The organism is Thermocoleostomius sinensis A174 (genome assembly GCF_026802175.1).
GTDB classification, from domain to species: Bacteria; Cyanobacteriota; Cyanobacteriia; order Elainellales; family Elainellaceae; genus Thermocoleostomius; species Thermocoleostomius sinensis.
In genome coordinates this window covers 3,908,973-3,923,338 of record NZ_CP113797.1, presented here as the reverse complement: position 1 = coordinate 3,923,338, position 14,366 = coordinate 3,908,973, and the positions used below count along the sequence as shown (strand labels likewise).

13 protein-coding genes are annotated in these 14,366 nt (G+C 48.7%); 6 read left to right on the top strand and 7 right to left on the bottom strand.

The window, feature by feature from the left end; translation table 11 throughout:
- The first annotated feature begins 16 nt into the window (after nucleotides 1-16).
- Entirely contained in the window at nucleotides 17-2,380 is a 2,364-nt protein-coding gene (locus OXH18_RS17025; protein WP_268608304.1) for a glycosyltransferase, read from the top strand.
- Nucleotides 2,381-2,612: 232 nt separating this feature from the next.
- Here OXH18_RS17025 and OXH18_RS17020 read toward each other — a convergent pair whose 3' ends face one another.
- Nucleotides 2,613-3,362, bottom strand: a complete 750-nt coding sequence (locus tag OXH18_RS17020) for a creatininase family protein (RefSeq protein ID WP_268608303.1) — start codon at nucleotides 3,360-3,362, stop codon at nucleotides 2,613-2,615.
- Nucleotides 3,363-4,039: 677 nt separating this feature from the next.
- Here OXH18_RS17020 and OXH18_RS17015 point away from each other — a divergent pair.
- From OXH18_RS17015 to OXH18_RS17000, 4 genes are all read left to right on the top strand, one after another.
- Nucleotides 4,040-4,357: a DUF6679 family protein gene (locus tag OXH18_RS17015; protein WP_268608302.1), complete on the top strand. Its 318-nt coding sequence runs from the start codon at nucleotides 4,040-4,042 to the stop codon at nucleotides 4,355-4,357.
- A gap of 287 nt (nucleotides 4,358-4,644) precedes the next feature.
- Complete coding sequence (locus OXH18_RS17010; RefSeq protein WP_268608301.1) at nucleotides 4,645-5,355, top strand: DUF502 domain-containing protein; 711 nt, start codon at nucleotides 4,645-4,647, stop codon at nucleotides 5,353-5,355.
- Nucleotides 5,356-5,536: 181 nt separating this feature from the next.
- Nucleotides 5,537-5,995, top strand: a complete 459-nt coding sequence (locus OXH18_RS17005; RefSeq protein ID WP_268608300.1) for a hypothetical protein — start codon at nucleotides 5,537-5,539, stop codon at nucleotides 5,993-5,995.
- Between the two features lie 394 nt (nucleotides 5,996-6,389).
- On the top strand, nucleotides 6,390-8,192 hold the full coding sequence (locus tag OXH18_RS17000) for an NAD+ synthase (RefSeq protein WP_268608299.1): 1,803 nt from the start codon (nucleotides 6,390-6,392) through the stop codon (nucleotides 8,190-8,192).
- Between the two features lie 31 nt (nucleotides 8,193-8,223).
- Here OXH18_RS17000 and OXH18_RS16995 read toward each other — a convergent pair whose 3' ends face one another.
- A complete protein-coding gene (locus OXH18_RS16995; protein WP_268608298.1) occupies nucleotides 8,224-8,577 on the bottom strand; it encodes a carbon dioxide-concentrating mechanism protein CcmK in 354 nt (117 codons plus the stop codon).
- A gap of 224 nt (nucleotides 8,578-8,801) precedes the next feature.
- Nucleotides 8,802-9,116, bottom strand: coding sequence for a carbon dioxide-concentrating mechanism protein CcmK (locus OXH18_RS16990; RefSeq protein ID WP_268608296.1), 315 nt, complete (start codon nucleotides 9,114-9,116; stop codon nucleotides 8,802-8,804).
- A gap of 117 nt (nucleotides 9,117-9,233) precedes the next feature.
- Between OXH18_RS16990 and OXH18_RS16985 the strand changes: the two genes are divergently transcribed.
- Entirely contained in the window at nucleotides 9,234-10,058 is an 825-nt protein-coding gene (locus OXH18_RS16985) for a GGDEF domain-containing protein (RefSeq protein ID WP_268608295.1), read from the top strand.
- Nucleotides 10,059-10,169: 111 nt separating this feature from the next.
- Here OXH18_RS16985 and psb29 read toward each other — a convergent pair whose 3' ends face one another.
- The 4 genes from psb29 to OXH18_RS16965 form a co-directional block, all read right to left on the bottom strand.
- Nucleotides 10,170-10,889 (bottom strand): photosystem II biogenesis protein Psp29, encoded by a 720-nt coding sequence (gene psb29 / locus OXH18_RS16980; protein WP_268608294.1) that lies wholly within the window; start codon nucleotides 10,887-10,889, stop codon nucleotides 10,170-10,172.
- A gap of 80 nt (nucleotides 10,890-10,969) precedes the next feature.
- A complete protein-coding gene (locus OXH18_RS16975; RefSeq protein ID WP_268608293.1) occupies nucleotides 10,970-12,487 on the bottom strand; it encodes a YcjF family protein in 1,518 nt (505 codons plus the stop codon).
- Between the two features lie 172 nt (nucleotides 12,488-12,659).
- Nucleotides 12,660-12,932, bottom strand: a complete 273-nt coding sequence (locus OXH18_RS16970) for an RNA recognition motif domain-containing protein (protein WP_268608292.1) — start codon at nucleotides 12,930-12,932, stop codon at nucleotides 12,660-12,662.
- A 167-nt stretch (nucleotides 12,933-13,099) separates the two neighbouring features.
- Nucleotides 13,100-14,332: a DUF2252 domain-containing protein gene (locus OXH18_RS16965; protein ID WP_268608290.1), complete on the bottom strand. Its 1,233-nt coding sequence runs from the start codon at nucleotides 14,330-14,332 to the stop codon at nucleotides 13,100-13,102.
- Between the last annotated feature and the right edge of the window lie 34 nt (nucleotides 14,333-14,366).

The window sequence follows — 14,366 nt, the reverse complement described above, 5'->3', positions numbered from 1 at the left end:
TCCATGTTAATCTCCCATGCCATTTCCTCGCGAAGACTCTTATTGGACAGAGGTTCAGTCGTTTCTGGCGCAACATGCCCAGCCCCAAGCAGCCATCCTCGCGCCCAACGATTTTCTTGAGTTTTTCCCCGGAACCTATCACTACAACGTGTCCTATTTATTTCCGGCCAATCACTTCGAGTTTGTGGTGTTTCATAAGGGCATGGTGGCAGAGGTTGACGCACAGTTGGCTCATCAAGTGGTGGCGGAGTTTCAGCCCGTGTTGGCGAATCCTGTGTTTGTTGTCTACGCTAAAACCGCCATTCCAGAGATTTCTTCCCCCCCGGCTGTTCATGTAGAGTCGCTACTTCAAGCTCTAAAAAATCGCCCAGCCTTGCCACACCATCTCACACGGCGCAATTATGCGATCGTCGTCACAACCCACAATCGCCCAGATTGCTTAAAGCGATCGCTGCCCCAGTTCTATAAACTCAATGTCCCGATCGTGGTGGTGGATGATGGTTCCACGGCTACCAACGCCAGCCAAAATCAGCAACTTGCCAACCTCTACAGCGCCACACTGATTCGCATTCCCGAAAATCGAGGCTTGCCTAATGCGATCAACGTGGGGGTGGAATATTGGTTGGCCGATTCGGCCATTACCTGGATCTCCTACTTTCAGGACGACGTAGACATTCGCCCCGATATTCTTGATGTATTGGCCAAACTGCAACACCCGATCGATCGTCCTTTGCTGGCTGGTCAAGAAGGACCAGAACACCCGATCGTTAACACCACCGAGATAGCAGGCTACACTGTGCTGCTGAAGCGATCGATGCCCGGTCAGCACCTACACGCCCATCGCGATTACTGGCGAGCCGTATTGCCAATTCCCACCCCTTACCTCGGTGCCCCCAAAGCCGACAAAGGCAAACCTGGTCAAGGAGCCGACGAAGATTGGTGGATTACCGCTTGGTCGCCCAATTCGATCGTCAAGCAGGGCGGGTATGTAGTTTGTATACCGGGACTTGTCACCACCTTTCGCCCCCAAGCGCAGGGATCAACCTGGGGGAATCAAAGTGGCATTAGTGTGGAGGTAGAACCCGATCGCAGCCTCAAAGGCGTCAACGTGCTAGTAGACGGCTACAACCTGCAACTAACTAAAGGTACGGGCATCAAAACCTATGGATTGAGTTTGATGCAGGCTTTGGATAGGTTAGGAGCTAATGTGGATGTGTTGCTGAGTCGAGGAGGTTCCAAGAAAAACGCAATCCTCGATGAAGTAATTTTCTTTGACAATCAATCTAGTCAACAAAACTGGATTAATTTATCGAAGTGGCTGATTAAATCCATCTCACCTTTTTATCGCGCCAAACGTCGCAAACCCTTTACTGGCTTTGTCGTGAAACGGGGACAGTACAGCGAAGACTTTTTGCGCTATGCCACGTCTTTCAGCCTGCCCCAGTGCTATGACTTGGCCAACGGTCTCTATAAGAAATTTCGCTTGACGACAAACATCACTATTCCCGAAAAGATTGATGTCTGGCACGCCACCTATCCTCTACCAATACGGGTACGCGGAGCCGCCAAAATCACCACCGTTCACGATCTGATTCCCTTGAGATTGCCCTATGCCACGCTGGATGACAAAGAAGTGTTCTACTTCAAGATTCGCGATGCCCTGAAGGACTCGCAGGTAATTATTACGGTTTCAGAAAACTCTAAGCAAGATCTACTGAAGTATTTTGATACTGACCCTAATCGTATTATTGTTACCTATCAACCGATCGCCCTCAGTCCACTAGATGGAATTTCTGAGGAAGACTTGGCTGATGGTTTGCAGCGGTTTGGATTAAAGCCACAGCAGTATTTACTGTTTGTGGGGGCAATCGAACCAAAGAAAAATGTAGGGCGTTTGTTAGATGCCTATGCTACTTTGGATACCGATTTGCAACTGGTGATTGTCGGCAAGAAAGGCTGGCTGTGGGAAGAAGAACTGGGCAAATTAGCATATCTGTTTGACAGTAAAACTTCAGTCAAGAAAGTCAAACTGCTGGAATACATCAGCACTGAAGGACTGCGCTATTTGTATCGGGGGGCCTATAGCCTGGTGTTTCCGTCGCTGTATGAAGGATTCGGCTTGCCACCTGTCGAAGCGATGAACTTTGGCTGTCCGGTGATTACCTCCAACGTTTCCTGCTTACCTGAAATTTGTGGCGATGCTGCCCTCTATGTCGATCCCTACGACGTGAAAGATATTAAACAGAAGCTCGAACTCCTGTTGAGCGATCGACCCTTGCGCGAGCGCTTAATTGTCGCGGGTCAACAACGGGCGGAAACCTTCAGTCTGCAAAATTACACGAACCGGCTGCATCATGCCTACATCAAAGCCCTCAGCTAATGGATTATTCTCACCTCTATCGAGAAGCGATTCATCAATTGCGCATAGCCACAGAGAAGCAACGACTTAGAGTCCCCTGCTGCTGTCGCCGAAACCAGGGATTTTCATGAGTATTAACACTCGCTATCGCGTAACTCGCTAGATAGTTTCAGTTCAAACATGGATGAGGCTAGGAAGTTACCCAGCCTTTCCGGGTGTGTGAAAATAGCTCAGGCAAGTTTTAACTGTGAACCTAATCTTTATTTAAAAACTCTAAATAGGCTGTACTCAGTTCCTTTACTGCTGCTTCATACAACTGTTTGCCGTGCTCTGGCGTTGCCAACGCTGGATTCGACCCCATCCGTCCATCGGGGTAAGCTCGTCGAAAGTCGATCGCCCCATAAATTGGTCGCCCTGCTGGGGCTACGGGCGGCTCAAGGGGAACGTGCTTGATGAATTCAGGATAAACATATTGCGTCAAAGCCACTTCGCTGGGAGTGGCGTGCGACCCCTCTTGGTTGCCATACAGATCTTTGGCTAACTGATATACTGATCCGCACATGAACCAATTCGCCAGCTTACACTGAATCCGATCGGCATTCGGCACATTCAGATGCGCCAAAGCGGCATAGGTTTCGACAAACGCTGCTTTCAGGGTGGCCATATTGCCGCCGTGGCCATTGATGAAAAAGAATTTAGTGAAGCCCGCTTGGGCTAGATAGGTGACGTAATCTTGAATCAGCAGAATCAAAGTACTGGGGCGTAAACTCATACTACCCGGAAATGCCGTGTGATGCAGTGCCATGCCAACATTGATGGTGGGAGCCACCAGCGCACGAGTAGTTTCGCCAACTCCTTTAGCGATCACCTCTGCACAAATGGCATCTGTCCCAATTAAGCCCGTTGGCCCGTGTTGTTCGGTCGAACCGATCGGCAAAATAATGCCCTGAGACTGGGTCAAATATGTTTCAACTTCTAGCCACGTACACAGATGCAACAACATTTGTACTATATTATCCCCAATTTCAACCGAAGCTCGTTAGAATAAGAATAGTTCTATGCAGGTTGGCGTCAGCCCCCTGCCTGGTTAGCTCTACCACTGTAGCAGCTTGACACTGTAGCAGTTTGAGATTGACGTACGTTGTTGTGAGTTTTGTTGAGTATTGTGAATATAGTATTGTGGACTGCTGTTGATTCTTTTTTAAAGATTGAGCTTTTAGACCGACAACCCTCTTCACAAACTGGTTTACCTCAGGTTTTAATTGCGTTAATTTAGTCTGCAACATCCTGTTGGTTTTCTTTCCAAAAAGCCTTTTAGAAAAGAACCTTGTTTGCTTTGACATCATGAATTTGAGCGTTATCTTCCAGTTTAAACGGCGCTTCAGGCTCTCTTGCAACACGCCAGGTTCGTCTCAGGATGGTTAGTGCAGACCGATATGTTTTACAGATTTGAGCCTATGAACAGACGGCATTTTGTAAACTACGTCATAGCTTTTAACGCTGGTTTCTGCCTAGACCTCGTTCCGGAAGATTTTCTGGCCTTGGGGGTCGGGTATCTCGATCAATAAGCCCTAGACTATTACTAGTACTAGCTGTTATTAGGCTATTAGATGAGGGGCTTTGAGCTAGCGTTCACGTTTCCATAGGATTTGCAGAAGTTTTGCTCAGGAGAAGCGATACATGCTACACCGCAAGATCTATCAACTCTGTTGTGATGGTCGCGAGGTTTGGATCTTTTTGCGGGATCAACAACGGTGGATTGAACGGGCACGCATCCTTGATATTGAAGGAGATTTGGTGACTGTTCGATACGAGACCGAGGAAGATGACGAAATTTGTTCTTGGGAAGAAATGATTCGTCTTGAGAGCATTGGGTCTGTAATGCAAAGATTAGCAACTGTCCCCCGTGGCGATGTAGAACCGCTGGTTTCGGATGACTGCCCCGAGGCAGAACGCATCCGCAACCGGCATCCTGAATCTAATGCGGATCAGGGATAACAATACAGTCATTACAGCATTCAATTACATAGGGGGGGTAGGCAAATTGGGTCTATCCCCCATTTGCTGTCCTAGTCCTCCCTAGTCTGCTAAGCGCGACGATCGAGGCAACTAGGCGCAAGACACTCTCATACCCCAAACACTCTAAAAAGCCGAACAAAATAGTTGCGAGATTATCTGAAAAACTTGAAACAATTCTTAACACGAATTACAACTATATACATAGAGGATGTCCTCCCCAGGATGATTGGGTATCGGGTCACTATTAAACATGAAGGGAGAAGCCATTGTCTGCACTGCATCGCCTCAAACAAAATCTCAAAAATGATCTGATTGCAGGGTTGTTAGTAGTGATTCCGCTAGCAACTACCATCTGGCTGACTATTACGATCGCCACATGGGTAATTAATTTTTTAACTCGCATTCCTAAACAACTCAATCCATTCAATGATCTGCATCCACCTATTGTTGGAGATTTGCTCAACTTGTTGATTGGGTTTGCGGTTCCATTGCTGAGCATCTTGCTAATTGGACTGATGGCACGCAACATTGTTGGGCGCTGGCTTTTGGATGTAGGAGAGCAAATTCTACAAGCCATTCCCCTGGCAGGTTCGGTGTATAAAACGCTCAAGCAATTGCTTGAAACCGTGTTGCGAGATTCAAGTGACAAGTTCCGGCGAGTGGTGTTGGTGGAATATCCCCGCAAAAATATCTGGACGATCGGCTTTGTGACGGGAACGGTCAGCCCTTACATCCAAGCTCAAATGGGAGTGCCTTTATTGAGTGTGTTTATTCCCACCACACCAAACCCCACTACGGGCTGGTATGCGGTGATTCCCGAAAGCGAAGTAATCAATCTCTCGTTGTCGATCGAAGATGCTTTCAAAATTCTGATTTCTGGCGGCATTGTCAGCCCAGGGGGAACAGTGCTAACCTCTAGCGTTGGGTTTGATGGACGACGGTTAGAATCAATTCTTGAAACTTCATTGCCTAAGTAGCAACGGCGGGTAGAACTCAAGCGAGAGAGGCTGTTTTGATGCAACGGTTGAGCGAAGACTTGTTCAAAAGCTGTAATACTTTCTCTGCCATTGGGCAGATAAGATGAAAAAATCGATTTAGGGAATTGGTCAGGTAGCATGGTCAATCCCCGATCGGGATGTCAGCTTCTCTAGAACGCGGATGAAACCTCCTCTCCCTTTCTACTTCTATCAAATTCCTTTTACTCAACGACTTAAAGACAGTATCCGTTTGGCGGGGTTGCGAATTTGCCTGTTTTTCCTCATAACTTCCCTACGACATCCGGGAATTGCGATCGCGATCGCGCTGCTGCTATTTCTGACTGCTACCTCTGCCCAGCCTCTCGTAACCCACCCGTTGCAAGTGAGTTCGATGGCAGGATTCGGTTGTCGGGTGCTTAGCATTTTGCTGGGTTTGATGTGGATGAGTTTGATTATCTGCCGTTGGTTAATTCAGATCACTCAGCCACAAACTTGGCGACAAGACCTGCAACATAGCGAAGCCAATCTCCGTTATCAAATTAGCGTTCTAGAGGATTGGTTAGTGTTGCCCACCTATACCACCCAGTTACAGCCTAGCGAAGTCGTTAAAGTTCGCTATCATCATCCCAAGAAGGTTTAGCGCTAGCTATCTTCGATTGTTATTAGCCTGGCAATCTTGATCTTACATCCGGAACTGCTCTCATCCCCTAACCCCAGACTTCTCAACAGGAACCGGAGTCAGAACTAACTCTACATCCCTACAAGGCAGGGTTCAATGAACTTTCGGGGTCAATCTGTGTTGCGGTCATATGTTGCAGCAAGATTGATCCAGCATTGCAGTGACTTTTCCCTGCCTAACCACCACACAGAAAATTGAGAAGGGCTTTTGTTCTGCAACGCTTTAATGGAAGTAGTTCGAGCCTTTCTATACGGCTTCCCATGAAAAAATTGACTATCATCACTCAAATATCTCAAGCACTTAAACAAATTCCTTTCAACAGGCGGCAGAATCCCACCTCTAATCCCCAACTCCTATGAAAATTGCCATCGCTCAACTCAACCCGACAATCGGTGACTTAGCGGGTAATGCCCGACAAATTTTGGAAGCAGCACAACAAGCCATTTTGCAAGGTGCTGATCTGCTCCTGACACCCGAGCTTTCTCTCTGTGGCTATCCTCCGCGTGATCTACTGATGCAGCCTGCATTTGTTCAAGCAATGGCCGACACGTTAGAGCAACTGGCGCAAAATTTACCGTCTGACTTGGCGGTATTGGTTGGAACGGTAGTTCCAAATCCCAGTGCGGCTCAGGGCGGCAAACCCTTATTTAACAGCACGGCGCTGCTGTTAGCCGGACAGGTGCAGCAGGTGTTTCACAAGCGCTTGTTGCCAACCTACGATGTTTTTGATGAAGATCGCTACTTTGAACCGGGACTAGATTCCAATGTGATCGTTCTGAACGGTATTCGCATTGGTGTGACGATTTGCGAAGATTTGTGGAACGATGAAAACTTTTGGGGCAAGCGTAACTACGCCATTGATCCGATCGCGGAACTAGTAGCAGCCGGAGTAGATTTGATCGTAAATTTATCGGCTTCTCCCTACAGTGTGGGTAAGCAGCAATTGCGAGAGTCCATGCTGCAACGTGCTACCCAGACCTATCAACAGCCGATTTTGTATGTAAATCAGATTGGCGGCAATGATGATTTGATTTTTGATGGCAACAGCATTGGCTTTAATCGCCACGGTCATAAGGTTTGTCGAGGGCTAGCGTTTGCACCAGATTTAGTTATGGCAGAGTTTGATTCAGCCATGCAAGATTTGGTGGTGAATGAAGCAGCGATCGCCCCACAACCAGACAGTGAGGATGCAGAAATGTGGGCAGCGCTAGTGCTGGGAGTGCAGGATTATGTGCGCAAGTGCGGATTTTCAAAGGTGGTGCTGGGTCTGAGCGGAGGCATCGATTCGGCGTTGGTAGCCGCCATTGCCGCAACAGCCGTTGGGGCTGAGAATGTGTTAGGAGTGTTGATGCCGTCACCCTACAGTTCCGCTCACTCAATCAAAGACGCACAAGCGTTGGCTCATAATGTGGGCATCAAAACAGAGCTTTTGCCGATTGGTTCATTGATGCAAGCCTATGATCAAACCTTGTCTCCTCTATTTGCCGGTACAGACTTTGGGGTTGCCGAAGAAAACATTCAGTCGCGAATTCGCGGCAGTTTACTCATGGCAATTTCCAACAAATTTGGGCACTTGTTGATTTCGACGGGTAATAAGTCAGAAATGGCAGTGGGCTACTGTACCTTGTATGGGGACATGAATGGTGGACTGGCGGCGATCGCCGATGTTCCCAAAACGCGCGTGTACTCGATTTGCCATTGGTTGAATGCCAGCCTGAAAGAAGTCAACATCAGCGGCTTGCCGGTCTCCTTCATCCCCCGTTCCTCATCGGCTGAAATTATTCCACCAAACATTCTGATAAAAGCCCCCAGTGCCGAGTTAAAGCCAGGACAGGTCGATCAAGACTCATTGCCATCCTATGAGGTGTTGGACGACATCTTAGAACAACTCATCTTAGAGCATAGAGCACCTGCGGACATTGTGGCATCAGGACACGATCGGGGCGTTGTCGAGAAGGTGATTCGGTTAGTTTCAATGGCAGAATTTAAGCGGAAACAAGCACCACCTGGCTTAAAGGTCACCGATCGCGCCTTTGGCACAGGTTGGCGAGTGCCAATCGCTAAAAAATGGCAACCAAGGTTTGAACCTGTGCCGCAAACCCACCAGCCGCGCCGGAATGTTGTTGAAATAGATGCCTTTCGATCGCCCGTTTCATGAATGGCTACATGCAAGCTAAAGTGCCGTAAACCTATCGATTTGTGCCGCCCTGACCAGGAATGAGGGGAATTTCCACTGAGTCTCGGAAGCGCTGTACACTCTCGCTGAAGGCGATCGGCAACACGGCTTCTACATTTTCATGGGGGCGGGGAATAATTACCCAGGACTCCAGCGTTCCACCATAGCAGCTTTCGGCTGCTTCAACGCCAGCCGCCATCGCGGTTTTCACTTCTGACACATCACCCCGAATCATGACGCAGTAACGAGCACTTCCGCAGCGCTGATACCCCACCAATGTCACGCGACCCGCTTTAACCATGGCATCAGCGGCAGCCAATATCCCAGGAAATCCCTTTGTCTCCAGTGCTCCAACCGCAACAGGCATCGCTATCTCCTCGCTTTGTATGTGGTGAACGCCATTCTAATATTCTACGTGAGCCATTGCCCAAGTTCTATTCAAACCATTGGTTGCATTGACGTAGAAGAATTACAAATTCAAAATCTAGAATTAAGAAAAACAAATAATTTCACTTGCATCTTTACCAGATTTAGAGTTCCTTGAGTGTCTAGGGTTGACATAAGTTATCCCACCTTTTATGCCAACTGGCATCATCGCCATCGAAACTCTTCTACTTTCTCGGTGTAGTGAATAGGCAACACCGATTCCACGTTTTCGGGAGGGTTAGGAACGATATAGTAGGTGACTAATTTGCCGTTGGGAGGGGCCGTTCCGGCCGCTTCAATTCCTGCATCCATGGCAGGTCTCACCTCGGAGATAGGGCCGCGAATAGCCACCACTTGTTCACCACTTTCAGCAATATCGTAGTATACAATCGTCACCCGTCCTGCCTTTACCATGGCATCTGCGGCCGCTAGCACGGCTGGAAATCCCAGCGTTTCAATCACGCCGACTGCCTCTGGCATGATCCTTTCTCCCTTTAGCATGATTTGTACATAAGCAATTCTATCGCTACAGGCGCAAAGGATTCGAGAATAGTATGATCGCCAACAAAGCCATTAAGATTTCACCTGTATACCGCTATGCCGTTCCTTGTGATTTTAGCGTTGGCGATCGCGCTTCTCGCCGTGTTGTTTGCTCTACAAAATACGGCCCCTGTTGCCATTAGTTTCTTTACTTGGAGTGCTCAAGAACCACTGGCGCTTGTGCTGTTAATTACCCTAGCGGCTGGGGTAATCGCTGGTTTATTAATTTCTGTTCCTTCTTTAATTAAGCGCAATATTAAGCTCTCCCATCGCCGTCGTGAGCTTGAAGAGATGGGCTGGAAATTTCAGGAGAAAGATCAGGAAATAGAGTCGGTTCAGCGAAAACACCGCGAGTTACTGGCAGCGTTGGCCGTGACCGAACCAAGAACTGGATTGCTGAAAGAAGAATTTGCCCTGAACGGCATTCGTCACCTCTTACAGCGCACCGCGAATGCGACAACGCCCAAACCCGATCGATTGGTGAGTGTCTTGTTAATTGATACTCATCCTGGCGATTTGTTGAATAGTAATGCTGCACGTGAGGAAGACGTTCTGAGAGCGATCGCCCGGCAATTACACCGTACTAGCCCAAGCGACAGTTGGCTGTATCACAATGGATACGGTCACTTTGTGTTGACGGCAGCAGGTCTGCCTTCCAAGGCGCTGTCTGAACTGGGTGAAGCCATACGTCGAACGCTGGCAGACCATCCAGTTGAACTAGACAACGGGGCAACTGTCCCGATTGTGGTCAACATTGGAGGGGCGATCGCCCAAGCTTCTACTGTAGAAGGTCGAATCTTATTGCAACAGGCAGAAGCGGCTCTAGAGGAGTCTAAACGGCGAGGACAGAACCGCTTTCATCTATCGGATATGCGGCTGTAAAGGGTTGACGGACAGCAATGGCGGTAGTCTAATGGCAGAGAGAATTTGAGAGGCTCAGAGCCTAACAAAACGCTGCTGAAGACTACCGCCACGCCTACTCAGACTGCCTATTTACGAAGCAGGTTCAGACGGCTCCTGCGTTGACGGAGTTGTCATTGCATCTTTAGCCCGTGCCCGTTCTTCTTTTTTCTTGCGATCGGCTTGAAGAATGTCGGCCATCACTTGTTGCGCCTGTGCCATTTTTTCCAAGTTACCGCGATACAGTTCCAAGTCTTTCTGTAGCTTATCAGCCGAAATATGAAGACTCTCTGCCACGGTTTGTAGGGCTTCGTTACGTTTTGCCTCTTCCTTTACCACATCGGGAGCCATTGTTTCCAACAAAGTATAGAGACCGATGGCAAACAAACGACTGTACTTAAAGCTAGAATTCTCGGCAATCGATCGGAACTGCCCGAACAAACCGCTTGCTGCTTCAGTGTCTAGCTGTTTGACCCGCGCCAAAAAATCCTCTAATGAAAGCGAGACCGCCTCATTGCGAAGGGCCTCCGCATCCTGTTGATACTGCTCAGGATTTTGCTCAAGCGCCTTACAGAGCGCTACAAAAATTGAGGGCTTGTCCTGTTCGGGGCGATAGCCCTGCATGAATCGATCGAATGCTGTTACAACGCCTAGCCCGTAAATCGGGTCGTAGCGAAAGTCCGCATTAACGGTCAGCAGGTGCATCTCTACCATCAATTCATCGACCACCCGTCGGTAAATAGAATTGATGGGGCGGGTATGAATGGTATAGAAGGCGCGCTTGGTATCTGAAACAGTGCGGACGTTACTCACTGGAAAAATCTAAAAATACTGTGATCCCTATTATCCCACAAGGTGGAGGGGAGTGGGGAAATGGATGCAGGATCACAGGATCAGGGGTTAGTGTCTTGTATGCGTTCCGATAAAGGTTGTACGACTCGATCGATCGCCTGCTGCACAAAGCCTTTGATGAATTCATCGCGCTGATTTAAGCGAAATTGTTCTTGCACCACCTGCGTCATGCCGCCATCGCCCCAGTCTTGATCCCGTCGAAAATATTCAATGAAGCTTTTGCCCGCAATGCGAATCAGGTAGGCGGCGGTCACGCCTTGAATGGCTCGTCCTATTAGAAAAGTGGCAACGTTTGTTTGCAGGGCGATCGAAAACAATTCGGTGGCACCTCGTACAATGCCTAAACTGACGAGAGTTTTTGCCAAAGACAGAGCCAAATCTTTGCCTCGTTCTAAATTTAGTTCGCAGCCGTACACCCGTCCCAACTCCACTACCATTTGCGCATTCACAGCCGCCGCTGCTAGGAGATCAATGCCCGGTAACGGCATCGCCGACACCACACCAGCTCCAATCCACTGAAACCGATCGACGACTTTTTCAGCTTGCCGCAGTCGTTCGGCGTCGATTAGTTGACGGGCTTCTTCCCCCAAGCGCTGGGCTTGAAGCAACAAATTATCGGCGATTAAATCCTCGCCTTCTGCTCGCAACACCGTTACTAGCCGTCGCAGCAGCGGCACAATATCGGCATCGGGGTGCACCCATTCGCCCGTCTCTAGCGGTATAGGCGAAGGATTAGCGGCAATTGCCACAATGTCTTCGGGGGATACCAAGTTCTGTAATCGATTGGATAGTCGTTGCAGAATAGCATCAAGGTCGGACTCTGGATACAAATCTGTTTTGTTGAAGACGACAATCAAGCGTTTGCCAATCTCGCTGAGCGATCGCAAGGCTTCAAATTCTGACTTGCGCAGATCATTATCGAGGACAAACAGCAGCAAATCGGCTTCAGCAGCCAGTTGTCGAGCCTGTTGCTCACGATCGGTGCCCACGATCCCTGCTTCCAGAATTCCCGGTGTATCCGTGATTTCGATGTCGCGATCGAGTCCTTTAAAGCGAAATTGGTAGGTTTGCCCAATGGTGGTGGTTCCCATCGGTGCGCCTATAGCCCCAACCATTCGCCCCAAGATAGCATTGACGATAGATGTTTTTCCGGCAGAGCCAATGCCAAACACAATCACACGAAAAGCGCGCCGTGAAAAGCTAGCTTCTAACTGCTGTGATCGTTCTAGCAGAACTTGACGAGCCACCTCATCTTGAATTTGAGTGACCTGCTGCCGCACAGCCTCAAGCGATTCCCTAGCCGCATCCGGTCGTTGGGCTGAAACCTGTGGAGGAGGGCGGCGCGATCGAGGTTTGAGAAATAGCAGGGCATAATAGACAATGCCTATTAATAGGGCTGCTAGCAACACAAGCAACACCACCAGCAGGAGATTTCCTAGTAGTGGCGAAGTGAAGGATACACTGATGTAGAGCCGATAGAGCGAATCGATCAGCCACACCACCAATCCCAAAAATAGGATAAGACCGACTACAACCGTCAGCAGGCGTGACCCAGTCATCTGCGGCTCCGAGTGCGTACATCTTTAGATTTTAGAAGTTTGCTTCAGAATTGGGGACGACGTTCCCACCCCTAAATCACCCGTGCGGCAAGAAGCGCCCTTTGCCCAACCTGGGCCTCGATCGCGGTCCGATCGTCTACCCAATCCGGTTCAGTTCTAAAATCCCATTTGCTTAGAAGCTACCATTACGCCGATTACTTGCTTCGCGGGGCTTTGCTTTGTTAACCCGGATTTCTCGACCGAGCCACTCAGCACCGTCAAGCTCAGCAATTGCTTGATCTTCCTGAGCTTCAGTCTCCATCTCCACAAACGCAAAACCGCGCTTCCTGCCAGTTTCTCGGTCTGTCGGTAAGCTGACCCGGCTGACTTTGCCGTATTCCGCGAAAACCTCCCGCAGATCGTCTTCAGTAGCCTGAAAAGACAGGTTGCCAATGTAAATAGTCACGATCCTCTCCAAACCATATGAAACAGGGGGCGGTTCGGAGAAAAGTCAAGGAATTGAATAATAGGATACCTTTTCACTCTGCTGCCGAACGTCGCTTCGACCGTGATCATAGCCGATCTCTTCCCTCATGACAGCAGCGCAGAAAACATCTTTTTTTTATTTTAAAATCATTTATTTGTATGGCAGTTTTTCAACGATTCATTTGTTATGAATTCCGCAAATTCGACTTGAAATTTCTGATAATCTGCCTCTACCTGGATAGCATAATCTTCAGCATAGTCGAGCAGTAATTTGTGCCAATCAGAGTGTTTAGCAAATTCAATCAATTCATCGGCTGTGGCAGAACCATCTCTGCCAGTACTGCGAAGCTGGGTCCAGGCGGTGATCTGCCCCATGGTTTTCAACACCACTTCTAATCGTTTCAGCTTACCGTTCCAGCGATTGAGGCTCAGTTTATCTTGAGTTGGTTGCAGTTCACGCAATACAAAGGGAATGTGGTCTAGAATCACACCGTGCAGCAGAGCCGGAGGAACAGCTTGCATTCGGGCTTGAATTGTCTCAATGCGCTGGGCTTCACTGGTCCATTGGGGCTGAGGAACAGGAACTAAGGGGTGCAGGCAAGAGGGATGGGCTTGTTTGAGATCCAGCAGATAATGGCGATCGGGAGCACCTTTTCCTTCTACAAGTAGCAGATAGCGCATCATCCCAAGACTAGCCGTGCCCGCCAAGCGCCCTGCCACATCAATCACCCGAAAAAACGGCGCATTCTTCTGAGTTTGGGCCCATGTGTCCATAAAAGCTTCAATCTGAGCTTGGCGATCGGCTGAAACCGTCACCATTTTTTTGGGGTTAATGGTAAGTTGCCGCCTTCCTTTCTTCAGCTTGGTGTAGCGATCGAGAAATTGTTTACGTTTGCGTTCTTCCAGTTCTCTAAGTAGATGCTTAATTAGTCCTTCTGCGGTTTCCAAGCGAATAGTTCTGGATTTTTCTTGCTTCAGCGCCTCAGTATAGGCCGTCAGATAAACCTGTGTCAGGTGTTTGGCAGCGGCTGGCTCAATGGCGAGTTGATGTGCGGCTACCAAGACACTGGTGAGAAAGCGGCCCAATTCCCAGACACAGGGAGCGAGCACCGCTTCATCAAAATCATTCATACCAAAATATACTCGCCGATCATCTCCTTTGAAACTGCCAAAGTTTTCTAGGTGTAAATCTCCACAGATCCAAGCCAGTGGCGACTCAATAGGTGGTGTATTAACAACCCAATCTTCATAGAACAAATGGCAGGTAGCCCGAAAAAAGGCAAAACTACTTAATTGCATTTTGCGATATTTCAACAGCAAGCGCTCCGGATCGCGTCCCCAATTAAATTGAAAGACTTTATCGAGAATCGATCGTTTCATAGTTGAGTATGTAGACATTACCGCAAAGAACCGC